This is a genomic window from Vibrio sp. MED222 (genome assembly GCF_000153005.1).
Lineage (GTDB): Bacteria > Pseudomonadota > Gammaproteobacteria > Enterobacterales > Vibrionaceae > Vibrio > Vibrio tasmaniensis_A.
In genome coordinates this window covers 1,047,498-1,072,303 of record NZ_CH902606.1, presented here as the reverse complement: position 1 = coordinate 1,072,303, position 24,806 = coordinate 1,047,498, and the positions used below count along the sequence as shown (strand labels likewise).

General features: G+C 43.5%; 21 protein-coding genes. 7 read left to right on the top strand and 14 right to left on the bottom strand.

All coding sequences use genetic code 11. The features are described 5' to 3' along the window. Window positions 1–25: 25 nt before the first annotated feature. A complete protein-coding gene (gene malE / locus MED222_RS16940) occupies window positions 26–1,204 on the bottom strand; it encodes a maltose/maltodextrin ABC transporter substrate-binding protein MalE (protein WP_009845865.1) in 1,179 nt (392 codons plus the stop codon). 367 nt (window positions 1,205–1,571) lie between these two features. Then, window positions 1,572–3,203, bottom strand: a complete 1,632-nt coding sequence (locus MED222_RS16945; RefSeq protein ID WP_009845864.1) for a glycoside hydrolase family 13 protein — start codon at window positions 3,201–3,203, stop codon at window positions 1,572–1,574. Window positions 3,204–3,397: 194 nt separating this feature from the next. Here MED222_RS16945 and MED222_RS16950 point away from each other — a divergent pair, with 194 nt between their 5' ends. The 3 genes from MED222_RS16950 (at window position 3,398) to MED222_RS16960 (ending at window position 5,087) form a co-directional block, all read left to right on the top strand. After that, complete coding sequence (locus MED222_RS16950) at window positions 3,398–4,315, top strand: LysR family transcriptional regulator (protein ID WP_009845863.1); 918 nt, start codon at window positions 3,398–3,400, stop codon at window positions 4,313–4,315. A 173-nt stretch (window positions 4,316–4,488) separates the two neighbouring features. Next, window positions 4,489–4,737 (top strand): prevent-host-death protein, encoded by a 249-nt coding sequence (locus MED222_RS16955; RefSeq protein ID WP_009845862.1) that lies wholly within the window; start codon window positions 4,489–4,491, stop codon window positions 4,735–4,737. Window positions 4,738–4,748: 11 nt separating this feature from the next. After that, a complete protein-coding gene (locus MED222_RS16960) occupies window positions 4,749–5,087 on the top strand; it encodes a type II toxin-antitoxin system RelE/ParE family toxin (RefSeq protein WP_009845861.1) in 339 nt (112 codons plus the stop codon). Window positions 5,088–5,252: 165 nt separating this feature from the next. On the opposite strand, the gene MED222_RS16965 is transcribed toward MED222_RS16960, so the two are convergent. The 5 genes from MED222_RS16965 to pulA form a co-directional block, all read right to left on the bottom strand. Further along, window positions 5,253–5,498 (bottom strand): hypothetical protein, encoded by a 246-nt coding sequence (locus MED222_RS16965; protein WP_009845860.1) that lies wholly within the window; start codon window positions 5,496–5,498, stop codon window positions 5,253–5,255. A 615-nt stretch (window positions 5,499–6,113) separates the two neighbouring features. Further along, window positions 6,114–6,920: a hypothetical protein gene (locus MED222_RS16970; protein WP_009845858.1), complete on the bottom strand. Its 807-nt coding sequence runs from the start codon at window positions 6,918–6,920 to the stop codon at window positions 6,114–6,116. Beyond that, on the bottom strand, window positions 6,921–7,724 hold the full coding sequence (locus MED222_RS16975) for a hypothetical protein (protein WP_009845857.1): 804 nt from the start codon (window positions 7,722–7,724) through the stop codon (window positions 6,921–6,923). Between the two features lie 455 nt (window positions 7,725–8,179). Next, the gene (locus MED222_RS16980) at window positions 8,180–9,946 is read right to left on the bottom strand and encodes an alpha-amylase family protein (RefSeq protein WP_009845856.1); all 1,767 of its coding nucleotides are present in this window, start codon (window positions 9,944–9,946) and stop codon (window positions 8,180–8,182) included. Between the two features lie 273 nt (window positions 9,947–10,219). Beyond that, window positions 10,220–13,933, bottom strand: a complete 3,714-nt coding sequence (pulA, locus tag MED222_RS16985) for a pullulanase-type alpha-1,6-glucosidase (protein ID WP_009845855.1) — start codon at window positions 13,931–13,933, stop codon at window positions 10,220–10,222. A gap of 377 nt (window positions 13,934–14,310) precedes the next feature. Between pulA and MED222_RS16990 the strand changes: the two genes are divergently transcribed. Then, window positions 14,311–14,700, top strand: a complete 390-nt coding sequence (locus tag MED222_RS16990) for a DUF1294 domain-containing protein (RefSeq protein WP_009845854.1) — start codon at window positions 14,311–14,313, stop codon at window positions 14,698–14,700. Between the two features lie 54 nt (window positions 14,701–14,754). Here MED222_RS16990 and MED222_RS16995 read toward each other — a convergent pair whose 3' ends face one another. Beyond that, window positions 14,755–15,339, bottom strand: a complete 585-nt coding sequence (locus MED222_RS16995) for a LysE family translocator (RefSeq protein WP_009845853.1) — start codon at window positions 15,337–15,339, stop codon at window positions 14,755–14,757. 141 nt (window positions 15,340–15,480) lie between these two features. On the opposite strand from MED222_RS16995, the gene MED222_RS17000 reads away from it, so the two are divergent. From MED222_RS17000 to MED222_RS17010, 3 genes are all read left to right on the top strand, one after another. Next, a complete protein-coding gene (locus tag MED222_RS17000) occupies window positions 15,481–15,921 on the top strand; it encodes an Lrp/AsnC family transcriptional regulator (protein ID WP_009845852.1) in 441 nt (146 codons plus the stop codon). 26 nt (window positions 15,922–15,947) lie between these two features. Continuing rightward, complete coding sequence (locus tag MED222_RS17005; protein ID WP_009845851.1) at window positions 15,948–16,877, top strand: LysR family transcriptional regulator; 930 nt, start codon at window positions 15,948–15,950, stop codon at window positions 16,875–16,877. Window positions 16,878–17,194: 317 nt separating this feature from the next. Beyond that, window positions 17,195–18,445 (top strand): tetratricopeptide repeat protein, encoded by a 1,251-nt coding sequence (locus MED222_RS17010; RefSeq protein WP_032555088.1) that lies wholly within the window; start codon window positions 17,195–17,197, stop codon window positions 18,443–18,445. A gap of 311 nt (window positions 18,446–18,756) precedes the next feature. On the opposite strand, the gene sstT is transcribed toward MED222_RS17010, so the two are convergent. The 6 genes from sstT to MED222_RS17040 form a co-directional block, all read right to left on the bottom strand. Then, entirely contained in the window at window positions 18,757–19,974 is a 1,218-nt protein-coding gene (sstT, locus tag MED222_RS17015) for a serine/threonine transporter SstT (protein WP_009845849.1), read from the bottom strand. A gap of 419 nt (window positions 19,975–20,393) precedes the next feature. Continuing rightward, window positions 20,394–21,458 (bottom strand): ribosome small subunit-dependent GTPase A, encoded by a 1,065-nt coding sequence (gene rsgA, locus MED222_RS17020; protein WP_009845848.1) that lies wholly within the window; start codon window positions 21,456–21,458, stop codon window positions 20,394–20,396. 482 nt (window positions 21,459–21,940) lie between these two features. After that, on the bottom strand, window positions 21,941–22,399 hold the full coding sequence (locus MED222_RS17025) for a copper chaperone PCu(A)C (RefSeq protein ID WP_009845847.1): 459 nt from the start codon (window positions 22,397–22,399) through the stop codon (window positions 21,941–21,943). A 114-nt stretch (window positions 22,400–22,513) separates the two neighbouring features. After that, window positions 22,514–23,110: an SCO family protein gene (locus MED222_RS17030; protein WP_009845846.1), complete on the bottom strand. Its 597-nt coding sequence runs from the start codon at window positions 23,108–23,110 to the stop codon at window positions 22,514–22,516. Then, entirely contained in the window at window positions 23,107–23,547 is a 441-nt protein-coding gene (locus MED222_RS17035; RefSeq protein ID WP_009845845.1) for a hypothetical protein, read from the bottom strand. The genes MED222_RS17030 and MED222_RS17035 overlap by 4 nt, the downstream gene beginning before the upstream one ends. A 203-nt stretch (window positions 23,548–23,750) precedes the next feature. Then, window positions 23,751–24,671: a DUF368 domain-containing protein gene (locus MED222_RS17040; protein WP_032555152.1), complete on the bottom strand. Its 921-nt coding sequence runs from the start codon at window positions 24,669–24,671 to the stop codon at window positions 23,751–23,753. Window positions 24,672–24,806: the final 135 nt, after the last annotated feature.

The following is a 24,806-nucleotide window of genomic DNA, read 5'->3' as shown; positions in this document are numbered from 1 at the left end:
AATAGGATATTAATAAAAAGAAAGGTTATTTGGTGATTTGTTTCGCTGCTGTGTCTAGTGCTTCTCTAACGGTTTGCTTGCCCTGCATTGCGTTATCGATAGCCGCACCTTCAGCGAACCAGTAAGCCGTCATTTGCGGGATGTTTGGCATAATTTCGCCGTTTTCAGCATTCGTCATGGTTGATTTGATGCGATCATCGCTCTCAAGAATTTTTTGGAATGATTTTAGTGTCACCGCGCCAAGAGGCTTGTCATCATTCATGGTTTTCAGAGCGTCGTCTTGGAATAGGTAGTTCTCTAAGAACTCGACAGCAAGATCAGTATTTGGACTCGCAGCATTGATACCCGCACTTAGGATTCCAACAAATGGGTTACCTTTACCGCCATTTAATGTCGGCAGCTCCGCAACGCCATAATTAACACCAAGCTTGTCTAAGTTACCCCAAGACCAAGGGCCATTAATGGTCATTGCCACATTGCCGTTGGTGAACTCTGCTTCTGCGACTGAGTAATCCATATTCGGGTTAACTACCCCTTGGTTTACCATGTCAACTAAGAATTGAAGGCCGCGAACACCCGCTGCATTGTTAACACCTGTGCTTTTAGCGTCATAGCCTGTTGCTGTTTTTTCAAACGCAAAGGCACCACCAGCAGAGATCATCGGCCACGTGAAGTACGCATTTTTCACATCCCACATGATGGCTTTTTTGTTTTGCTTAGCCATCTCTTTCTGAATGTCAGCAAGCTCTTCCCATGTTTTTGGTGGGTTTGGAAGTAGGTCTTTGTTGTAGATTAGAGAAGGTGCTTCGATTGCTAGAGGGTAGCCCACAACTTTACCGTTGACTGTCACCGCATCCCAACTGAAGTCGACAAGCTTTTCTTTGAATTCTTTACTTGGATTAAGTTCGTGAAGTAGCCCTGATTCTGCGTAGCCACCAAAACGGTCGTGTGCCCAGAAAATGATGTCAGGGCCGCCGCCTGTTGCTGCGTGTTGTTGGAATTTAGCTTCCAGTGAGTCTGGGTACTGAACGTTAATTTTTACACCAGTATCTTCTTCGAATTGTTTACCAATTTCAGCAAGACCGGCATAACTTTTATCGCCATTGATCCAGATTGTGATTTCACCTTCTTCCATAGCAAAAGCCGGTGCATTGAAAAGAGCAGCAAGGGTACAAATAGACAGTGTTTTCAATAGAGGTTTCATAGTTTCATTCCATATTCAGAAGGTTATCCATAACGATAATCACTTCTATCAGTTCTTATTATCTGCTGAAAATAATATCGACTAATTTAGCCTTTGAGAAATAGGTAAACGCACCTTTGATATAGTAAAAAGCTATAGCAATGCCGATACAGTGCTGTTTTACAGGCGATCGCCATAGTTTTGTGAAGTGGCGCGTATGGAGAAATGTGAAGGCGGGCTCAAACTATTTTTGGGTGATGAAAGCCATCCAAAACTAAGCGCTAGGTTGCTTAGGTTAAGATGTGAAATGTTGGAGAGAATCGATGGCTTTGGGCAATAAAAAAGGCAAGGAGAACCTTGCCTTTGGTGTGTTGCATTTAACGTATGATTACAGTTTTACAGCAAATGATTCATACGGTGCCAGTTCAAGCTTGGCTGACAACTCAGTGACCGTTTGATAGTTATTGATCAGACAATCAAGCGTCTGAGTTTGGTATTGTTCAGGCATATCCAGTGTCAGGTTGTCGTTTGAGAAGTTACAAACTACAAACAGCATTTCACCATCCAACTCACGTACGTAGGCGAAAACCTTGTCGTGTTCTTCAAAAACAGGGATGAATGAACCGTAGACAATCGCTGGGTGAACTTTTCGTAACTCTATCAATGTCTTGTAGTGATAAAATATGGAACTTGGATCAGCCAACGCACTTTCGACGTTGATCTCTGGGTAGTTTGGATTCAGCTCAATCCAAGGTGTTCCGTCAGAGAAGCCTGCATTTGGTTGGTTGTTCCAATGCATGGGTGTTCTAGCGTTGTCACGGCTGTTCTCGTGAATGGCGTCCATCATGTGTTCATGAGTGACACCCGATTCCGTTTTTACTTTATAGAAATTGTGCGTTTCAATATCTTTATATTGGTCTAGATTGTCAAAAGCGACATTGGTCATGCCAATCTCTTCACCTTGATAGATGTAAGGTGTGCCTTTCAAGAAGTGCAAACACGTCGCCAGCATTTTTGCTGACTCAACTCGGAAATGTTTGTCATCACCGTATTTTGAAACCAAACGTGGCAAATCGTGGTTGTTCCAAAAAAGGGAATTCCAACCACCATCGGCCAGCTCTAGCTGCCACTTGGTCAGCACATTTTTGAACTCTCGAAGATCAAGCGGAATAGGGTTCCATTTGTCACCGTTCTCCCATGTCAGGGTAATGTGCTCAAATTGGAACACCATAGAAAGTTCATTTCTATCTTGTCCGCTGTATAGCTTGGCTATTTCTGGAGTCGCGCCCCAAGTTTCTCCAACGGTTAACAAATCCTTGTTACCAAAGGTCGCCTGATTCATTTGTTGTAATAGCTTGTGCAGCCTTGGTCCGTTACCAGTGATTCCTTTATCGATCTCTTTACCAATAAGATCAATCACATCTAAGCGGAAGCCGCCGATGCCAAGGTCAATCCACCAGTTCATCATAGTATGAACTTCTTCTTGAACCTTCGGGTTTTCCCAGTTCAAATCTGGCTGACGTTTCGAGAATAGATGGAAGTAATATTGTTGTGTGAGTTCATCCCACTGCCAAGCACTTCCGCCAAAGATCGAACCTTGGTCATCCGGTGCGCTGCCATCCTGTTTTGCATCGCGCCAAATGTAATAGTCTCGATACGGATTGTCTTTTGAAGAGCGTGCTTGCTCGAACCAACGGTGCTCATCTGACGTATGGTTTACCACTAAATCCATAACAATCTTAATGTCACGTTCCTTCGCTTCATCCATCAGTCGTTTCATCTCTTCCATCGTGCCAAACTCTTCAGCAATCGCTTGGTAGTCGGAGATGTCGTAGCCGTTATCGTCCATTGGAGATTGATAAACAGGGGAGAGCCAAATGACATTAATGCCTAGTTCTTTGAGGTAATCGAGTTTGCTGATGATTCCATTTAGGTCACCGATACCGTCATTATTCGAGTCTAAAAAGCTACGCGGGTAAATTTGGTAGACCACTGCGTCATGCCACCATTTCTGTTCCATCTCAATGTCCACTTAATAAGTTAATTGACCTTACTATAGTGATTTCATCTTACACTGGGAAATAGCATTACTAATGCTCTCTATAGAAAAATCCTATATCATGAGCTTTATCCGCTGCGCACTGTGTTCAGTGGTTTAATTTGTTGAATTTCTAACCTCGCATTTTGTGATCGAATGCAAACTAAGAGAATCCTATGAACAAGCTATACCGATACTTTCTGATGGTTGCGCATACTGGCAGTATTAAAGGTGCCGCAGAAAAGCTGAATATTAGCCAACCCTCCTTGACCGCTGCGATCAAGAAATTAGAGAGTGATGTTGGTGTGGCTATTTTTACTCGTAAGTCAAAAGGCGTTGAGCTTACTGAGTACGGGGTGTTGTTTCGGGAGTTTGCACAAGAACAGCAAGAAAAGCATCTGTCTTTGATGCACCGCTTTACCGACATGCAGCAGCGCCAATCCGGTAAATTGAAACTCGGCACCGGGGAAGCTTGGTGGGAACAATTTGTTTGCAAGGCGGTTGAGGAATACAAGCAACAAGAAAAAATGGGCTCGCTACATTTAGAGTTCGGTAACAACTTGTCTTTGATGCACCACTTGGTTCAAGGCGATATCGACTTGTTTGTTGGCCATGAAATCTATGGGCTGCATGAGCGATGCAAAGTAACGTTTTACCCACTCTTTCAAGACAAAGAAGCGGTGTTTGTTCGAGCCAACCATCCGTTGCTAACGAAGAAACACTTAGATCCGAGTTTGTTAAGGCGTGAGACATTAGCGTTTCCAATACTCCAAGTGACCCCCGATCATTCTCGACATAACTCTGTACTGTCTGACCACGTAAATTCACAGCCTGGTGGGCGTGATACCGAGGTGGTTGGGCGAGATGTCTATGACGTTGACTCTCTTTTTGCGAGCTTAGATATGTTAAGAATGTCTGATGCTGTCATGCCATACAGTCATAAAATGTGCGATTGGATGAAAGACAAAGGCTTCGAAACCTTACTGATTGATGACTCTAAGCTAGGAAACGTTGGCCTCTACGCGAAACAGGGAGCGGAAGACCTCAAGATCAAGACGTTCATTGAGATCTTACAAAAAGCCAACTTTGATTAAGCATTGCATGAAATACGAAACTCGTTTGGGTAAGCGTCCAATCTTGGTTGTGCAGAGCAGTTTAAATAAAGTCTAAATTTGAACTAGTAGTGATCGGGTAGTACAATATAGCTATTGAATGAGTGATGACATTCAACTAACTAAAGCAACAAATACAAACAGGGTGAGTGATTATGGACACAGCAAATGTAGAAACCGTCAGTTTCTTAAAAAAAAATGCGGCTAACTTGCCTTTAAGTGAACCACTAACGATCACGCAAAATGGAAAACCTACGTATGTAGTTGAGTCGTATGAAGACCATAAAAAACGTCAAGATGCCATTGCGCTAATGAAACTGGTTAGCTTTGCAAAAAATGATGTTGTTCAAGATCGTGTAACTTCGTCTAGAGATTTAAGAAGTCGATTAGCTGCCCGTAAGTAACAAAGGTAAATATGACTCATAAAGTAGAAATTCAATACACGGAAACATTTGAAAATTCGCTAAATGATTCGATTGATCACCTAACTCAATGGAATGATGAAAAATCAGTCATTGAAGGGATTGAGAGTCTTTTAGATGCCTTTGAAGAAAATGTGAGCCATAACCCTAACATGTACTCTAGATGTTCTGAGCTTGTAGGGTTGGGGGTCACTAGTATCAGAGAGTTCAAAAAATCGGGTTTTAGGCTGTTTTATGAGGTGAATAATGGCACGGTTACAGGCCTAGTCTTATTAAGGCAAAAACAAGACATATCAATGGCTCTCGTTGATTATTGCATCATACATAAATAAAGTTATAGCAGAGATTTAGCTCATGTACTTATAACCCCGTTTAGTGACTTACGGGGTGTGTTTTAATTCGAGTTAAGCGGCTGTTGTTAAAAAGCTTTATGATGTGTTCGCTTTAAAATCCAAAGGTTATCAGCCGTAATAGAAAGCCCCTCTACACCCATTCGCTTACTCTTTGGTCTGGTGACCTGTTTTCTTCGCAAACTTTTGCATCGCTTCAGCAAAGGTTGTTGCCCCACCTTTGGCTTGTACCTGTACTACCTTATACCCCAATTTTTCTAGCGCTTGGCGCTCTGCTAAAACAGCGTCATCGTCTTGCTGGCTGCCCTGTGCTGGTTGATGAAGGTAACACCCTTCTAGTTGACCATCTTCGACCAGTTGGTGGTGTTTCAGTGCATTGATATCAAAATTCATAATCAGTCTTTTCGTGTAAATGAGGAATACCTGCGGCAAAGCCCGCAAGTATCTATAATTCGATTGTTTGTACCATAAGGCATTTTAACCATAAAAAGCGAATGGAAAAATAGTAAACCAGTGGAATGTAATCGGGAGCGGTTTATCTTAGAAATGGATGAGGTAACTGAGATCGTGCTGGAACGGTTTTGGACAAAAGTGAGTCAGTTATATTACTAAATTAGAATGTTATTGATTAGGTTTGGTATGGAAGGTAACGCCTGTAATAAGGTGTGCCCCACCGTACTAGCAAAGCACACTGAACCCCGTACCAAAACCGCCGAGTGTAATGCATCACTTTGATTGCTTTGATAACTGAATTATTTCGTAATACTCGTACCAAATATAAAAATCATGTCATCAAAACGAATTTCTACATAAAGTTCTACTGATATAAGAATGTAGATGAGTGTCGATTTCCAGTTTACTTTCATTAGGTTACTCCTTCTTGCTAAGTAACCCAATAGTGCAGAACTCATGTGGCTTTTTGGTGGTTAGCCGAAATTATTTATGGCTGCCATTTTTTAAGTGATTTTAATGCAGCTGAAATATCTCTGTTTAGGTTTGATGCCTTGTCTAGCTCCACACCATGTCTAGCTCCACACCATGCCTAGCTGCCAATTTACTGATATCTTGAGCAATTTGACTACAGTTTGCCGTTGTTCCTTTTTTATACTTTGAAGATTGTTCACTTAGCATTAACGCCATTAAACCTAAACTAGAAACTAAAGTATCTTCAGGTGTTCTCAATAGTCTTTTTTCTGGCTCTGTTATCTTTTGCTCAAGGACTTCCAAGTCCTTACGTAGTACAACTAACTCATTAAATTCCGGTAAATCATCCGTGGGATAAGCTCTTTCAGCGAGTCGATCGAATACTGCCTCCCCATCATTAGTAGTTAAAAAGTCGACAGGCTGAACATACCGTCCTTCTGAATCTAATAATAAGCACCCTTCAAGGTTAACTAACTCCGAATCTGTCCCTGTAATAAAGGACAATAAATGATCTTTAAAAATGCCAGTATTCAACTGTATCTTGAGAGGGCCTTCAATGCGGAAAGGATCTGATAATGAACCAATAGAAAGGCTAATGGCCTTTGGTCCACAAACGTAATTGGTCATTAATTCATCAAGTGTGTAATCCAATATTGATTTATGTGTCACATCTTGGGTTATATTTTCTAAAAACCATCCTCCAATAAGACTTGTATACATTGCAGCTTCTCGAGCCCAGCCATGTCTCACAAGCCAACAGATATCAAGTTCTCCATCAATGCATAGTTGAACTATATCTTTATCTGATACATCTTCTTCACAGATATAAGATAATCTTCTAGCAACATCATCGATGCTTAACCATTGCTTTAATTTGAAAATTTTCTTCATCTAAGCTTCTCTTAAATGCTTTGTATGGCCCTGTAATCCTGACACCTGAGATGACAATGTTAACAATGGGTGCTCTTCATCTAATGCTAACTTACCAATATAGTTCACTAATTCAGTACAAGTTCCATAGTAACTCTGTGCTTTTTCCAAAGAACACGACTCCTGCCAAGAAGCTATGACTGAAGGACAACTTTCTGGCGATACTTCTTCATCATCTATGGTAAAGGTATTGCTTACACTTTCAGTTTTACCATGAGCAAGTGAATTTCTCGCCGAGAACAAGCGAACAACTATATTTACAAATTCATTATTTTTTCGCTCGTCACGGGATACCGTATCTAAGATTGCCTTACATTTTACAATAGGTGGAATTCTGAATTTGTTATCTATTTCTGTAAAATCAGCGCCATCCTTTCCGCTCTCTTCGAAGCACTTTGCTAATTGTTTAGATTTTTGCCCATGTGAAAATTTGATCAGATTATTAGCGAGTAACTCATACCGCTCATCAATACCATATGCTTTTGCAACTCTTTCTTCGAAGCCTAATTTCTTTCCGCAATCATCAAGTTTCGCTACAACATCTAGTGATAAGTCGGAATCAAGCACAGCTTCAATTAACTCGCTCTTGTTTAATAATCTTGAGCAAATGTAGTTAAAATAACTTTCAACCATGAATGCAGTTAACGTTACTACTGTAATTCCCGCACAAGTATCACCAAAATTTTCAGCTTCTAGGGCTCTTTTTGCTGATGCAGCAAACCAAGCATGAGCATAAACTGTACCATTTGAAGTACCTCCCACCATTTATTATTGATCCTCTTACAATTTAGGGAAAAGGGCTAACAGCTTTACATATTGATGTTGGCTGCTTATTACATCAACTATATCCAAAGCACATCCGTATAATCAATTGAATATACGGGGATTTTTTTGTTAGTTCTGTGTGATATGTTGAAACATTCAACATATCACCATCTCCTATATCAAAAGGTTGTGTAAAACCATAAGCAGGTATGAAACAGGATAAGCAACTCTAGAGAATCATTAGCTTAGATAGGGATAAATCAAGCTCGCAGTTTTCTTATTGAAAAGGGCCAACAAGCTTTGGGGCAAAAACAAGTTACAGCTACCCGCCATAGCTGCTTAGAACGTGCTTTGAAAACCAACGACCGTCTGAATTTTACTTATCCGAAGACGACGTTAAGTACCGTTTCCTCTGATTTAACGCCGTCATCACCAGTTACTTTTAGAACGATTGATTAAAGGGGTAACACCCAAGCGAAAGCGGCTAGGGGGGGGAATTCTGCACTGAAGTAACCGACACCATTTTCCACATACAGCGTCTGTTGTTGGACGCCTTCAATATGTTCTTGGAGCGTATAGCTTCCGTCAGCGATGCCTAGTTTTTGAATAACCTCTGCCGTCACCTTCAACTGAATGTGGTCTGTTTTTCTTTGGCTGAAGTTAGCCGCGGCGATAACCAGTTCTTGGTTATCAAAACGCAAGAAAGCATAAACAGAATCACTTAGCTGATTGGATTGGTGTAAGTCTTGGTACGCTCCGGTCATCGATGAATGGTTCAATGAAAACGTCATCACTTGTTGGTAGAAGAGTCTGAGCTGCTTTTCGTCATCGTTGAGCTGCCCGCCATCGAACTTTCCTCCGTTCATCCATTTTTGATGTTGAGGAACACCGATGTAGTCAAATATAGACGTGCGAGAAGGTTGTCCAAAACCTGCATTCTCCGCACCCGGTTCGCCGACTTCTTGCCCGAAGTAAATCATGGTGGGAGAGCTACTTAATAGCGCACTGACTAACATGGCTGGTTTGGCTATGTGTGGGTTACCAACAAACTCAGGAGACGCGACACGCTGCTCATCGTGGTTGTCTAAGAAGTGCATCATGTGGTGTTCGATGTCCATCATTTGATGCTGGATCTCAGGGATGATTGCCGTTGAAGCCTTACCTTGCATGATTGCTTTTAGGCCGTCGTAAAGATCGACTTTGTCATACAGGTAGTCCATTTTACCCAAGCGAATGTAATCACGATAAAGATCCGGTTGATACACTTCCGCCATCAAAAAGGCGTCTTGATTCTTTACTTTGATTGATGAATTGAGATAGCTCCAGAATTCGACCGGTACCATTTCTGCCATATCGTAGCGAAATCCATCGACGCCTTTTTCTAACCAATATAAGGCGATGTCTCGAAACTTAATCCATGAATCCGGCACATCAACTTGCTGCCAGAAATGGTAGTGGGCGAGGTGATCACGCATCGCGTAATCATCCGGTAGTTCAGGGAAGTCTTTCGAACCGTCTGGTCGCACGCCATAGTTAATTTTTACGGTTTCATACCAATCGTCGAAGTTAGGTTTGCTCAAGCGCGATCCGTTGCCTGTCCATTTGGCTGGGGATTCAAGAAACGGTGAGGCTAAATTCGGGTGTTGTTCGCCACCAAGAGGAATGAACGCAGGTTCGATCTCGGGCAGTTCAAATGCGCTGTCAGGAATGTAATAGAAGTTATTGTTGCGATGATACTCAACCGTCGTGTCATCTTGATCGCCAAAGTCACGTACGCCTTCTGGGTTATTCAAGCCTTGGTAATTACGGGCAATGTGGTTAGGGACGATATCAATGATGACGTTCAAACCATTTTCATGGCTTCTTTTGATCAAGGCTTCGAATTCCTGTAAACGCTGCGCTGGGTTGTCAGCAAGATCTGGGTTTACGGAGTAGTAATCTTTGACGGCATAAGGTGAGCCAGCCCGTCCTTTTACAACGCTTGGATGATCGTCTGAGATGCCGATGTGCTTGTAGTCGTTGATCACAGCATGATGTGGTACTCCGGTGTACCAAATATGAGTGATGCCGAGTTCTCTAATTTCTGTCAGCGCTTTATTGGTGAAGTCACTGAACTTGCCCACGCCATTTTGTTCAATGGTTCCCCAAGGTGTGTTCCGTGTATTCTGATTGCCGAACAAACGGGTAAAAACTTGATAGATTGAATGTTTCTTGTTGTACATACTTATATTCCATCTCGAGAAGTGGAGCTGTAGGGCTTTGTCGTTGAAACTGTGCTAGACGTTATGTTTGATATAGACGTTATATTTGATATAGAAGTTATCGTTAGGAGGCTAGCTTAATCAGAATGCGGCTTTATCCTCCTTGGGTAAGAAAATCGGGGCGTAGTTGCTGTGGTATGTGAGCGGCTGCTCAAAAAAAGGGGAGGTTAATACCTCCCCTCGCTCTTCCCCAAAAAAACAGGCTCGTCTGTGATGATTATGTGAATGTGAAGCTTATTGTTTCGTCACAGATACCACGGCTTTTTCTGCGCTGTCATTGAGTTGATGAATCGCATTCAGTGTGAATGTGTAGTTGCCGGCTTCGGTTACATTCAACTTACAGTCGCCTTCGCTGCCAATGTTGATCGAGCCTTTAGCTAAGTCGACGGAGTGACAGCCAATATCCAAGATACCCCAAGTAGAACCGCCAAACTTGAAGCCATATTCACCCACAGCCAAAGCGCCACTGACAGAGTAAACGCCGTTACCAACGAAGCTCATCGCCCAAGCGTCCGTCGGGTTCCATCCGTTCATTGCACCACGTACATAGACGGTCGTTTTGCCATATGGCGGAATCTTAGATACGTCCTTTTGTGAGTTATCAACCGATAACCCAGCACCTTGTGATGCGCCTTGAGTTTGCACAAATACCGCGGTGGTCAATGGCGGAACGGTGAAGGTCTCAGCGGAAAAGGTGGCGCCTTTCACGATGTCATCGGCAGAGTTCTGCTGAATGGTATGGAGTGTAAAGCCCGTCGCTCCCGTGATCTTGAATGATTGAGATTTACTCGTTGAGTTTATGACAACCACAATGGCATCAGCGGTTGGATCTAGGTCTTTGCCTGTGGAGATTCCGTCATCAATAGACATCACGATCAGGCCTTCGATTTGATCTTTGCCCACATTGCGGAAGTCGACACGCTTCATGACTTCTTCTGCTGTGTCTAAGCGGAACAGTTCACTTGAGCTGCGGATTTTTAACAGCTCTAGGAATTGCTGCTTGGTGAGGTCAATGTCTTCTTTTACTGGTTTAGCTGTGCTGTCGGCAATGATGGTTTTGATGAGTTCCCAGTTGGCACCATCTTTGTCTTCACGAGGTAAGCCAACATTCCAGTTATTGCCAGTACCATCAAACATCACACGGTTGTACCAATCGCCAGAGTCGTAAGAATCACGCTGCATCGATTTAGAACGTAACAGTTCAGAACCCATGTGTATGAACGGGATGCCTTGACCCAACATGACGGTCGAGAGCGATACCGACTGCATACGAGCACGTTCTGCAGAGCTTGTACCTTCGGCGATTTTGTAAGCGTTGTTATCCCAAAGAGTTTGGTTATCGTGCTTGGAAACGTAAGAGATGTTCTCTGACGGCATTTTGGTGTAGCCGGCAGGTGCGCCGTTGTAGTCGACGTTTTTGCCCAGTTTGGTATCGCCTTTGTAATCCAGTAATACGTATTCGGCTAAGTTACCGGCCATGCCTAAACGCACAAGATCTTGGTTGTGTAAACGACCGTTGACTGAATCTTGATCAACTTTGGTTTCTTCGTTGGCAAACGCGGCGTTACCGAAGCCTTGGTTAAATCGAAGTGGGTGCTTACCTTCAGAATCGACACCACCATCAAATGGGCTACCGCCGCGTACTGCATCACGCAAACGGTCAGAGAAGGTGCCAATTTCGGTGCCTGCCATATTGATCTGGTTGGCTTGTTCGAAGCGAGCGTTGTTTGCTACTTCGCCAAAGTCCCAACCTTCGCCATAGAACAGGGTATTTGGGTCGATCTTGCGCACTTCTTTCAATGCTTCAACCATTACGCTTTTTGGCTGGTGGCCCATTAAGTCAAAACGAAAACCATCAACCTTATAGTCGTCAGCCCATACCTTGAGTGAGTCGACCATCAACTTACCCATCATTAGGTTTTCAGTTGCGGTGTTATCACAACACGTTGAGCTTTCCACGCCACCAGTGTTCACATTCAGGCGGTGATAATACCCAGGGACGATCTTATCCAGTACGGACTTATCGTTCACGCCAGACGCATTGGTATGGTTATAAACCACGTCCATGATCAGTTTAAGATCCATGTCGTGCGCAGCTTTAACCATTTGACGGAATTCTAGAATACGTTTTGAACCGTTAGGATCTGTCGCGTAACTTCCCTCTGGAACGGTGTAATGGAATGGGTCGTAGCCCCAGTTGAAACTATCTAACATACGCAGATCGTTCATTAGAGCTTGGGCATCGCCTGTTGAAGAGTTATAGCTGTTGAGTACGGCTTCGATGGTTTTGTTTTCATCTTCGGTGCCGCATAAAGTCGCTGTTGGTTTTACGTTACAGAGTTTGCTAACGGTGTCGGTGATATCCACGCGGTTCGCATCATCTTCATTGATGGTAGCGATATCGAATGCAGGTAAGATATGAAGCGTAGTTAAACCGGCATCTTTCAGAGCTTTCAAGTGTTTTACTGACTCACGATCGGCTTCTGTTAGCGCTAGGTACTTGCCGTTTAAGCTTGCTGTACCTAACTTATCACTGAAGCTAAAGTCACGAAGGTGTGATTCGTACAGTACGTGGTCTTCGTCTTTCTTAACCGTTGGGCGCTTATATCCAGCCCAACCTTGTGGCATCAGTGCTGCTTCATCAAGGTCAATCACTTGAGAGTATGCTGAATTCTTCGACAAGCCGAGTGAGTATGGGTCGGTCACAAGGCGAGTTTCGATATTACCAGTGGTTGGGTGATAAACCTTCACTTGGTAACGGTAATAACTATTCACGGCGTTAGAAATTGAATCCGTTGCCCAAATGCCTGTTTCCAAGCTTTCTGTCATTGGGAGCACTTTAGAACTTTGTCGGTCTTCGCTGTAGAGGACGAGTTCAACATCTTGCGCAGTAGGGGCCCAAAGCTTGAAGGTCGTCGTGCTGCCTTCCACAATCGCCCCCAGTGTTTCTCCGATTGCGTTACCGGCCTCTTCGTTGGCAAATACAGCATCAAGTACGCCGGGCTTTTGAACTTCAGTTGAAGAGATAACGTCGCCATTCGCATTATACGCAACAACAATGATCTGAGATTTCAAGATGGTGCGCAGCGTGCTGTCGTCAACATCAATTGATAAAGCGGGTAGGCTTGCTAGATGACGGAAGCGTTCTTTTAATGCAGAGGATAGCTTGCCATCTTTTTTGAGTTCAACGGCCTGCCCACCGACGATCGCCTTATCATCGTTTATCGTGATGCTGTTATCGAGTGCGTAAAACAACTTGAGAGAATCGGCACCGTCTGCAGCTTCCCAAGCGATTGTGTTTGAGTCCAACCAATGTGCCTTCTGGCCATCAATCTTAACTGGGCGTTCTGAAATCGGTTCGTAGTACAGCGCGCTGCTGCCATGGAAACCGAATACAGATTGAGATTGACTCAGTTTGGTGAGATCAATTTTCGAGTTGGCGCTGCCAAACGCCTTATCGCCGCCATTATGCAAGATGAAGTTCATGCACTTATGAGGGTCGGATGCATCTGGGTCGACGTTCAACACGTAGTAGGCGCCATAGGTATCATTGATGCCCTTGAATTCATAAGGTACATCCCAGTCAGTCCCATTGTTACCTAATCCCATGCCGACTAAGTCAGTGCTCGTACAACCTTCACCATTCCAAAGGTGAAGCCCCCAGCCGTCGTAGGTCGAGCCAGAAGCGCGAGCCGCTGCAACATCTCGTTTGTAATAAATAACAACTTCGTTTTCAGCGGCTTTATATAGACTATTGCTGTCAGAGTTTGTTTTGCTAGTGTCGCTTCCACAGCCTGCTACCAAGGTCGCGGTGACGAGAGGCAATATCGCCTTGGCTAAAGCTGAACGTTTGAAGTTGTTTGTTTGCGCAATATTGAAGCTCTTTGTTTTTGCAATCTTCAAGGTACTTTGTAGAATCTCGTGTTTATTGGTATTTATTTCGTTCACGTTTTGATATCCATATTTTTTACGAAGATGAATATCCTAGGCTTAACGATGCTCCACTATTTGTGACGCTTATGTATTAAGTTATTTTTAATCCGTAAAAATAGGAAACCTAGTGTCGATATCACGGATTGTGGTGGTTAACGCGCTTTTTTATTGGTTCAATAGCTCATAAAATACAGTTGGTTAGCCATAGGCGTAGAAGATAGGAGTAGTCGCTAGGGGTGATAACTACGCCTTATTTATGTGAGCTTAGTGGCACTTCACTCGTAGGTTGTTTTTCCTATCAAAAAAAGTTTGTACTCATTCGCCTCAAATAGCCTTAGTGAGTCTTTAATGTGGAATGGTGACGCTATGTTGTTCATTATCCAAAGGAGTTGATGTTGTCTTCATCTATTCAAATCGCTATTACTTATCTGGTATTGGTAGCGGTATCTGCGTTGTTTTCAGAAAGTTCAAAAGCGCTCTTGGTGTGGTATTTAGTTATCGGAATAGTGACGTTTTTTGTGTACGCGAAGGACAAGAGAGCGGCAATCAATGGTAATTGGCGTGTACCAGAGAAAACTCTGCATATTTTTTCTGTTGCTGGTGGTTGGTTAGGGGCGTTAATTGCTCAAGATAAACTGCGTCATAAAACGCAGAAGCAACCATTTAGATTTGCATTTTTCGTGACGGTGTCACTTAATATTGTGGCTTTTGTCTGGACGTTAACGCCGAGTGGGCAGGCGACATTTGGTCAATGGCTAAGCGAGATTATTAAGCTCTTTTAAAGAAACGGATGGTTAGCACCGGTGTACTAACCATCAATAGATAAAGTAAGTCGATTAGATCATCGGAATCGTTGAGGCTAGAAGTAAGCCTGCCATACCGTAGTTGAAGCTCTTGATGCGTACTGGTGTTGTTAACCAGTGTTGCAGTTGTTTGCCTGCCGCTGTCCAGAATGTCACAGAAGGCAAGTTGGCTAGTGTGAAGATACTGGCGATGATCGCGAGCTCCCACCATGAACTGCCACTGCTATACACTGAAATAGCCGTCAGCGCCATTGACCAACCTTTCGGGTTCACCCACTGAAAACTGGCTGCGCCAATGAAGGTCATGGGTTTAAAAGCCTTAGTACTTTTGGCTTTGCCACTCAATGCTATCTTAATCGCAAGGTACACAAGGTAAGCAAGACTCAGGTATTTCAAGATTTGGTGAGAGACCGGATAGGCGTTAAAAATCCCCATTAAGCCGAAGCCAACCAATAGCAACATGGCTGCAAACCCCAGAGCAATGCCAAGCATGTGCGGAATGGTACGAGCAAAGCCAACATTGGCTCCTGATGTCATGAGCATGATGTTATTTGGACCTGGTGTGAAGGTCGAGACAAACGCAAACAAGGCAAGTGCGCTAAGTTGTTCTAAAGGCATTGTGATTCTCCAGCAGTAAAATGAACGAAGTGACTGACCGGTCATGACTTTCACGTGTTCAGAAGCATAGTAGGTGGAAAGTGAGGCAATTATGTGCTTTTATTTCCTCAATTATCACTTAATGCACAATAATAAGTACTTATGGATAGATTTGACGAAAGGATATTGCAAGAGCTTAAATTGGACGGCAGAATCTCCAACATTGAGCTTTCAGAACGTATAGGATTGTCGGCTTCAGCGACCTTAAGGCGAGTACAGGACCTCGAGCGTAAAGGGATCATTCAAGGTTACCGTGCGGTTCTGGATAATGGCCTGATGGGCGTTGGCTTTATAGCTTATGTTTCGATTGGCTTGTCGAGCCACAGCAAAGCGGCTCAGCTAGAATTTGAACAGCACGTCAGTATGGAAAAAGAGGTGGTGGAGTGCCACAACATTACTGGTGCCAACGAGTACTTGCTAAGGGTAGAAACCAAAGATCTACCGGGCTATAAGAAGTTTCATGCCGATGTGCTTGGGGAATGTGCTCAGGTGCAATCGATTACGACTATGGTTGTGATGGACACCCCCAAAGATGAACGTTAGTCGAGTTTTATTTCAGGAGAGGCGCAGTGCCAAATACTAATCAGTTGTTATTGTTCTTAGATGTGGTTCAACAAGGGTCGTTTACCAAAGCGGCAACCTTACACGATATGGACAACTCATCGCTCTCTAAACAGATCAAAAAGCTGGAGCAAGATTTAGGTGTTCAGTTACTCAACCGTTCTACGCGTTCGTTCTCGTTGACGTCGGCAGGGGAAGATATTCTCGCGCAAACCTATGTACTGAAAGATACTATTAATCAGATTCAAGGCATTGCCGACTCGTACCAATCTGAACCCAAAGGTGTGTTACGAATTACGTCGCCGATCTATTTTGGTCAGCAATACTTACAACCTATTATTACTCAGTTCATGAGAAAGTATCCGGATGTTCAGATTGTGCTGTCACTAGACGACAAGATCGCGAATATTATTGCAGGGCAGTTTGATATCGCGTTTCGCTTCAGTAAGCTTGTTGAATCCAATTTGATTGCCAAGAAGATTGCCGACAGTAACTTCATGCTGGTTGCATCGAACGACTTTGTGAAAGAGCACGGTGAGCCAAAGACGCCACAAGATTTGCTCTATTTACCTGCGGTGATTTATACCAATGGCGATATGACGGTTGATCACCTGCGGATCAGTGAAGAGCCGCATGGCAACACTTTCCAAAGCCTAACGATTCGCGGTAACTATAAGGTGAGTGATGTTCGCACCATGGTGTCTTGCGTGAAAGATGGCTTAGGTTATGGCTTCCTTGACCAATCAAACTTGTATGCCTCAATGAAAGAACTGGGCTTGGTTACGTTACTTCCTGATTATGCAATCTCGACGGTTGATACGGCTATTTATGCTGTGTATCCGCATCGTAAGCAGACCAAATTGGTCAAAGAGTTCATTACTACGGTTCAAGACTATATTGGCTCTCCGACCATTTGGGAAAAGATGCAGCAAGGTTAATTATGTCGCTAGACCATAAGCTGATAGATAAGATAGATAAGATAGATAAGATAGATAAGATAGAATAAGTAACGCCCCAAGACTTATAGATAAAAAGCGAGCGGGATCACAGCATTAATGGAGTGCTGACGGATAGATACTCGTAGGCTTTTTATCATTATGTATTCCTGAGATACTGAACAAAATTCATTTTAGGGCGGAACGTTTTAATAACTGCGCTTTTCCCTGTCATTCAAACATACTGCTCGCTATAGGTTGATTGCTTTCCTGTGTAGGGTGCTATTAGCCGAGTTAGGATAAAATATTTTATGAGTACAATGGGAATCGCAATTGGTGCGACCGCTCTTTCGTTAATACTTATTGCTGTTTGGTTGGTCTCTTTGTCGCTAAGAAAAAAGCGCTTGGAACAAGAACGTAAAGCTCGCGCCGTCGCTTACCGAAAAGCGATTGAAAAAGCACGTATCCAAGAGCAAAAAGATCGTCAATTTAAGGCTGAAACTGGGCATGTACCGTCGATTCTGTATTTGGCGAAAGAAGCCGAACGAGTCAATCTTAAGGAAGCTCTATATTGGTACGACAAAGCTGCCCATTTAGACAATGTCAACGGCATGTACGGCATTGTGCGTCTGAGTATGAAGTGCAAAGAAGACCTAATTTTAAGAGAAAAGGCCAATTTTTGGCAGTTAGCGATATCAGCACTGGATAATGATCCGCTTGCAAAATTCGAGGTGGGTAAAGCACTCGTGTTTGGTCGCGGAGTTGAGAAAAACCTTCCGAAAGGCAGCGCCTATATTGAAGAGTCTGCAGCTAGTGGTAACACTGAAGCGATGCTTTTTATGGGGGATTGGTGCTTAGATAGAGAGAACCCAGATTATTCTCCAGAAAGCTCTTTCATGTGGTACAGAAAAGCGGCTGAAAAGAATAGCCTAGACGGAAAAATCAAATTGGGTATGAGCTATTTGAACGGTGTTGGTGTTGTCGCTAATCATCGTGAAGCGGTTTACTGGTTTGAAACGGCAGCTGAAAAAAACTGTGCAGAAGCGATGTTTAAAGCCGGTGAGGCGTGGATTGACCATGGTGAGCACGGCAATGCTATCGCGTATATCTGGTTATTCTTATCGGCTCATTTTGGCTATGCGGATGCGAGGTATTTGAGAGATAAAGTTGGTGGGGATCTTGGTGTTGATGCCGTTGTGGGGTTACAGGCTCTGACTAAGCCAATAATGACCAAGTTGACGCAAGAAGCAATCACCAAGCACTCTATCGTTAAAGCGCTCAACAAGCTCTACAAACGCGATATCCCAGTACATAAGAAAGTGAAAGAAGCCTCTGACGAAGAGGGTGATGAGTTAGGTGTCGATAAGGCGGATTTGGATACTGAAGCCTCAAATGCTCAAGCTTCAAGTGCTCAAGGTTTAAATGGCAACAATCACCAACAGGCGGCTGAAAACCATGATGGTGACAAGGCAAGCGCGAATCGAGCATCACAAGATAAGCAAGCTAACTCTAATAGCGGTTCTTTGGACTTTAGCCAACCGGCAGTCGAGTCTAACTGGAAGAGCAATTAATAAACCGTGTTTATGAGTTATTACCTGTATTCTGAACATGACTGAAACGAGTAGTTCTACAATTTAAAAAATCCAACGATGTTATATGAGTGTAGATGTTATAACTGACTGTATTAAGCCGTTAAGTCATACGGTAGGTATTATTGACTGCGGCGGGTAAAGCACTCAAACAAAAAAAAAGGGAAGCATCTGCTTCCCTTTTTGTTTATGTACGATTTGCTTTTTAGAGCTTAGAGCTTAGAGCTTAGAGCTTAGAGCTTAGAGCTTAGGCTTAGAGCTCAGAACTGTTTAGGTTCAGAGCAGCTAAAGGCTTATTGCTCTTTGTTTTGCTCGGCTTTACATACAGCAGCAGTGAACACTACGTCTGTTGAGCTGTTAAGCGCTGTTTCAGCTGAATCTTGAATCACACCGATAATGAAACCAACCGCTACAACCTGCATTGCTACATCGTTCGAAATACCGAATAGGCCACACGCTAGAGGGATAAGTAGTAGCGAACCGCCAGCAACACCCGATGCGCCACATGCTGATACAGCAGCAACAAGGCTTAGTAGAATCGCAGTGAAGATATCAATCTCAATACCCATAGTGTGTACAGCAGCAAGCGTTAACACAGTGATGGTGATTGCAGCGCCTGCCATGTTGATCGTTGCGCCTAGAGGAATCGATACAGAGTAAGTATCTTCGTCTAGTTTTAGCTTCTTACAAAGGTTCATGTTCACTGGGATGTTTGCAGCGCTTGAACGAGTGAAGAATGCCGTTACACCAGATTCACGAATACATTGCAGTACGAGTGGGTATGGGTTTTGTTTTGTTTTAATAAATACAAGCAGTGGGTTAACTACAAGTGCGATGATCAGCATTGAGCTTAGTAGTACTGCTAGAAGTTGACCGTAGCTTGCCAGTGCATCGAAGCCTGTTGTTGCGAATGTAGCAGAAACAAGACCGAAGATACCGAATGGCGCAAGACGAATAATGAAGCGAACAATGTGTGAAACACTGTGGCTTAGGTCTTCGAAAACCGCTTTGGTTGTTGCAGATGCGTGGTGCAGAGCAAGACCAAGACCGATTGCCCAAGCAAGAATACCGATGTAGTTCGCGTTCATTAGTGCGCTAACTGGGTTGTCTACAAGCTTGAATAGAAGCGTATGAAGAACTTCTGCAATACCTTGAGGAGGGTTAGCACCTTCAGCGCCAGCAACCAGTGTCAAAGTGGTTGGGAACATGAAGCTCAGTACTACAGCAGTCAGTGCAGCAGAGAACGTACCAATCAGGTAAAGCACAATGATTGGACGCATATGGGTATGCTGACCTTTCTTTTGGTTTGCGATAGAAGCTGCAACAAGAATGAATACTAAAATTGGGGCAACAGCTTTCAGAGCACCAACAAACAGGCTACCTAATAGGCCTGCATCTTGAGCTGCTGAAGGAGAAACCATGGCGAGAACGACACCGAAAACAATACCAGCAAGGATCTGTAGAACGAGATTTCCACGAGCGATGCGGGCGAGCATGTTGTGATTTTGCATAAAATACCTGCAATTGTTAATTTATTATAGTGATGTATCTTTTTATGAAGTTGTACCAAATCCAACTATACACTAGCGGAATTGGCGGTCATATTAGCGGGATCTAAGAGGGTGTCTAGGGATAGTTTACTTTTAGGGTTATTGTTTGCGCTATGTGGTGTTTTTAGAGCTAAATGTTAAATAAATGTATTTTGATTGAGCTATAAATCTGCTGATTCTCATTTGATAGATTCAAAACACTGCAAATGTAGAAATGTAAACGGCTATAGGAAAGAACATTGTGTGCATAAATAACCACACCATTATCAAATTGAAACAAAAGCCCCACGTGATTAACACGATGGGGCTCATTGTCTTAAATTAAAGTTATCTTAAGTTAGGTTATCTTAAATACAGCTTATAGCCGTTAACCTTAAACCTTAGTCAGACGCTTTTTTAAGATTGCGGCCTTCTGATTGTACGGTTTTGTACATCTTGGAAAGCTGCTTATTGCTGGCGCGTTGTTCCGCTAACGAGGCGCCATTTCGGGCTTGTTCTCGCAATAACTTTCGATAGTTAGCAAATCGTCGCTCAGACAATTCTCCACTTTCAATCGCCTTGCGTATCTTGCAACCCGGTTCTGATTCATGATGACAATCAGAGAATCGGCAATGCATGGCTAACTCTTCCACATCAGAAAAGGTTTCACTCACGCCTTCAGCGCAGTCAGCAAGTTGTAGCTCTCGCATTCCTGGAGTATCGAGCAGTAAGCCGCCCGATGTTAGCAAGTGGAGCGATCGTGATGTGGTTGTGTGTCGGCCTTTGCTATCGTCTTCACGAATGCCACCTGTGGCTTGTTCAGCCTCACCAAGTAATGAGTTGACTAAGGTGGATTTACCCACACCGGATGAACCCATTAAAGCCACAGTCTTGCCCGTTTTACACCAAGGCGACAAAACTTGAGTTGAGTCTTGGTCTAGGCTATTCACCGCTTCGATCATCAGCATAGAATCTAAGCTTTGCACTTGTTGTACTTTGTCTTCGTAGTCATCACACAAGTCTTTCTTGGTGAGTACGATAACGGCTTCAACCTGTGCTTCATTGGCGAGCGCTAGGTAGCGTTCAATACGGCTTAGATTAAAGTCGTTATTTAACGAAACCACGATAAAAACCGTGTCGATATTAGCTGAGATATATTGTTCGGCGACACGGCTACCTGCAGCTTTACGGCTGAAGAGTGATTGACGGTCTAATAAACGGCCGAATTGCAGTTCAGAGTTCAAGATTACCCAGTCGCCAACCGTCATTGCGGGTTGGTTTTGATGGATAGGGAGAACGATTTCGCCTTGTTCTGACGCTAGTGTATAGCCGCTGCGATGGTGCGCGGTAATACGAGCAATGACGGATTGGTCATAGTCTTCGAGTGTCAGTTGTTGTTGGAATACAGGTTGCCATCCAAGTTGTTGAAGTGACATTGGATGAGAAAATGCGTTTTGTGAATTCATGTCTATTTACCCAGACGTGCGAGCTTTCTTTTCTTGTGAGAGCATTAACTTCTTGTGAGCTCTCTTATTGTTGATGAGATCAAAAGAGTTAATGAGACCAAAAAGAGTTGCTGAGATTAAAAGCGTCGAGCGTCAAAAATGTTTTTAGTTTGGGTCGAATTCAAATAGATAGGACCCCGGATTGAGCCATGCGCTACAGGCATGCAGATATTGATCACTTACGATCAACAGTAAACCGGGTAAAAGTGTGCGGTCGTCACGGGTGACGATGTGTTGGTGGATCGGTATTTAAGTTGGATTAACCAAACAAATTAACGCGCTACTTTTACTGCCAGTCTTAGTGTCTTCATTACAATCATCTTCTATTCTCCTTGGTTATAAATGTGGTCGGGCTTTGAATAAAAAGCGAGCTCAGTTTAGCAAAAAGCCACGATGGCGAGAAGTCATGGTGGCTTAAATTATTTCATCGATTGTGAATTTGATTAATGATGATCGTGATTCATCTTTTTCATGCCGCTCATCACTTTCTTCACTGGCGCATCAAAGGTCTGTGTTTCACCGTTTGCGAAGGTCAGTGTCATTTTGATTTGTTCACCTTCTTTTAGGCTACTTTTTAAGTCAAACAACATGATGTGTAAGCTACCTGGTTTAAGTACCGCTTTACCATTTGCAGGGATGGTGATCGCTTGAACTTGACGCATCTTCATTACGTCGCCATCAACGATAACATCATGAAGTTCAACCTTTCCTGCTGCTGGTGTTGTTGCTGAAACAATAGCGCGATCTTTATCGCTATGGTTCATCAGAGTCGTGAATACCGCGCTGTTCACTGCTGAAGGCGGGGTTGCGCGCGCGTACGCGTCATGAACCATAATGTCGTTATTCGCTTGAGCAAGAGGAGTGAGCAATAAGCCTGCTAGAGCAAGTGCTTTTAACTTCATGTTGTTGTCCTTAATTTTTTGTTTTGGTCTGGGACCTGACTTTTTGTTCGAACTTTATTCGTTAAGTTCTTTATTTTTGTACACGTTGTTTCTCGTCGCTGATGACTTGGTACGTTAGCGCGTTAATGTGTTAATAGCTTCAACAATTGGCGCTGGCGTTAACGTATGCGGCACTTTGGTAATCAGCGTGCCATCGGGTTTTAAAAAATAGAAATATGAGCTGTGGTCTAGGGTGTATTCCAACTCTGAACCTTCAAGCTCGGTCTTTCTAAAAATAACACCGTAGTTGTGTGCAAGCGTTGTTGTCACATCTAACGGGCCACTTAATCCTTCCATCATTGGGTGGAAGTATTGTGCGTATTCGTATGAGGCTTCAGCGGCATCACGTTCTGGATCGAGAGAAACAAACATCGGGCGAATCTTGGCTTTTGCTTCATCAGAAATCTGGTTAAGTGCTCCGGCTAACATTGCTAGAGAAGTAGGGCACACATCTGGGCAACGTGTGAAACCAAAGTAAACGATACGAACTCTGTCATCGGTTTGGTCAAAGATTTCCGTTGGCTGGTTATCTTTGCCGAAAAGGGTTGTCGCGGAGAATTGTTGTTTTGCCGCGTGTTGTTTTTGAGCTTCGTTTTGCCCATCAAGATAACTTTTAACGCCAAAGCCAAGGACAAAAGCGACAACCAATGCTAACGACCAATTTCTACTCATCTTGCCATCCTTATTGCCGGATTTACAGTATCGACACCATCAGTGAGCTCACCGATCCATGTCATCTTGTCTAAAGTACATACAGGTAAAATTACATCACCTTCATAGGTATTATTGCCAATGTTTTTTAATTGAAAACGTGCCGAGCCCATTTCCATCTCTAAACCTGTAAGCGACAGCATTAATGTGTCAGAGGCTGCGCCTTCCCACACTACTTTGATTTTGGTGGGAGCCAGAGGTTGAGCTGTCTCGCGATCAAGTGTCATCGTAACTGTATTTTGCTCACACGATGTGGTGGAAAGCATGCAGTAATCATCTAAGTTAACCTCAGCAGAGGCTCGCTCCATCGCTGATTCAAATTGCTGAATTGCTTGCGGCCCATAAAAGCCTGCCACGAGAGCGATCCCAAGAGCAGCAACCTTTAATGCAGAGTGCATGTCGTGTTCTCATCTAATTTTATAAGAGCGGCGATGTTATCATATCCCTCAATATGTGCTTGTATCAAAAAGTAATTTTGTGCGTATGGTAGAACTAAAAAAGCGAAGCCATTGGCTTCGCTTTTGTCTGTGTCATAGGGGCGTGAGCTTAGTCTTTCTAAGCATTATCCGTTCTAAACGCTTTCCAGAAGTTGGCTGAATGATTAGTCAGCGTTGCGCTCTGCAAATTTCTCTAACCCAAGGACCAGAGCAATCGCTACAAGCATCATCACAATTGCCATTACTAGCTGTGAAGGTTGAGAAGTGATGGCTTCAAAATCAAACGGTGACAAGTTTTCTTGAATCAGAGGAACTTGCTCGCCTTTAGAGTTTGTACGCCAGCTGATCGTTTCTTTCCACGGCCAAATCTTCGGCAGTGTACCGATCATCAAACCAGTCAAGAATACTAATGTGAAGTCGCGGAATGAGCGCAATAACCAAGAAAGTACGTGAGAGAAAGTCAGCAGGCCAACCACACAGCCACCAAGGAATAGGGCAAGTACATCAACCTGAAATTCTTTAACGGCACCAAGTACCGGGCCGTACATTCCAATTAATAGCAGAATGAAGCTCCCTGAGATACCTGGCAAAATCATCGCACAGATCGCAATCGCACCTGCAATGAGAATATTGATACTGGTAGGTTCCATTTGCAGCGGCTTAAGCACGGTAATGCTGTAAGCGAAGGCGACACCAAGCAGCAAAAATACGAATCGAATCATATCGCGCTTTTCTACTTGTTTAAGAATATGGAAAACCGACACCAAGATAAGGCCAAAGAAGAAAGACCATAGTGGAACCGGGTGGGTGACTAATAACCAAGAAATCAGTTTTGCAAATGTCGCAATGCTCGTGAATACGCCAGCGAACAGAGAAATTAGGAAAAAACCATTGATGTGGCTAAACGCGGCTTTGAAACCTTCACGCTTCCATAGTCCAAGTACGCTAGGGTTAATTCTTCGAATGCTTTCTAGTAGCGTATCGTAGATACCAGTGATGAATGCGATGGTTCCGCCCGACACGCCAGGGACAACGTCGGCTGCGCCCATTGCCATGCCTTTGAAAAAAGTACTTAAGTAGTTCATTGCTTCATAGAGTTGAGGGTGATTTTGTGCAGTATACAAACTTTAGTGTCAAAAAAGTATGAATATGCCTTTGGCGAGGTGCTTTTATTACCTCTTTAATTGTAAGGCAATACGTTGATGTGAACATCTGCCTTA

Coding starts and splice junctions, on each gene's coding strand:
- MED222_RS16970 (WP_009845858.1), bottom strand. CDS start 6,920: ATGAAGAAAATTTTCAAATTAAAGCAATGGTTAAGCATCGATGATGTT.
- MED222_RS16950 (WP_009845863.1), top strand. CDS start 3,398: ATGAACAAGCTATACCGATACTTTCTGATGGTTGCGCATACTGGCAGT.
- MED222_RS17030 (WP_009845846.1), bottom strand. CDS start 23,110: ATGAGTAGAAATTGGTCGTTAGCATTGGTTGTCGCTTTTGTCCTTGGC.
- malE (WP_009845865.1), bottom strand. CDS start 1,204: ATGAAACCTCTATTGAAAACACTGTCTATTTGTACCCTTGCTGCTCTT.
- MED222_RS16960 (WP_009845861.1), top strand. CDS start 4,749: ATGACTCATAAAGTAGAAATTCAATACACGGAAACATTTGAAAATTCG.
- rsgA (WP_009845848.1), bottom strand. CDS start 21,458: ATGAATTCACAAAACGCATTTTCTCATCCAATGTCACTTCAACAACTT.
- MED222_RS16995 (WP_009845853.1), bottom strand. CDS start 15,339: ATGCCTTTAGAACAACTTAGCGCACTTGCCTTGTTTGCGTTTGTCTCG.
- MED222_RS17010 (WP_032555088.1), top strand. CDS start 17,195: ATGGGAATCGCAATTGGTGCGACCGCTCTTTCGTTAATACTTATTGCT.
- MED222_RS17040 (WP_032555152.1), bottom strand. CDS start 24,671: ATGAACTACTTAAGTACTTTTTTCAAAGGCATGGCAATGGGCGCAGCC.
- MED222_RS17025 (WP_009845847.1), bottom strand. CDS start 22,399: ATGAAGTTAAAAGCACTTGCTCTAGCAGGCTTATTGCTCACTCCTCTT.
- MED222_RS16980 (WP_009845856.1), bottom strand. CDS start 9,946: ATGTACAACAAGAAACATTCAATCTATCAAGTTTTTACCCGTTTGTTC.
- MED222_RS16945 (WP_009845864.1), bottom strand. CDS start 3,203: ATGGAACAGAAATGGTGGCATGACGCAGTGGTCTACCAAATTTACCCG.
- MED222_RS16955 (WP_009845862.1), top strand. CDS start 4,489: ATGGACACAGCAAATGTAGAAACCGTCAGTTTCTTAAAAAAAAATGCG.
- sstT (WP_009845849.1), bottom strand. CDS start 19,974: ATGCAAAATCACAACATGCTCGCCCGCATCGCTCGTGGAAATCTCGTT.
- MED222_RS16965 (WP_009845860.1), bottom strand. CDS start 5,498: ATGAATTTTGATATCAATGCACTGAAACACCACCAACTGGTCGAAGAT.
- MED222_RS17035 (WP_009845845.1), bottom strand. CDS start 23,547: ATGCACTCTGCATTAAAGGTTGCTGCTCTTGGGATCGCTCTCGTGGCA.
- MED222_RS16975 (WP_009845857.1), bottom strand. CDS start 7,724: ATGGTGGGAGGTACTTCAAATGGTACAGTTTATGCTCATGCTTGGTTT.
- MED222_RS16990 (WP_009845854.1), top strand. CDS start 14,311: ATGTTGTCTTCATCTATTCAAATCGCTATTACTTATCTGGTATTGGTA.
- MED222_RS17000 (WP_009845852.1), top strand. CDS start 15,481: ATGGATAGATTTGACGAAAGGATATTGCAAGAGCTTAAATTGGACGGC.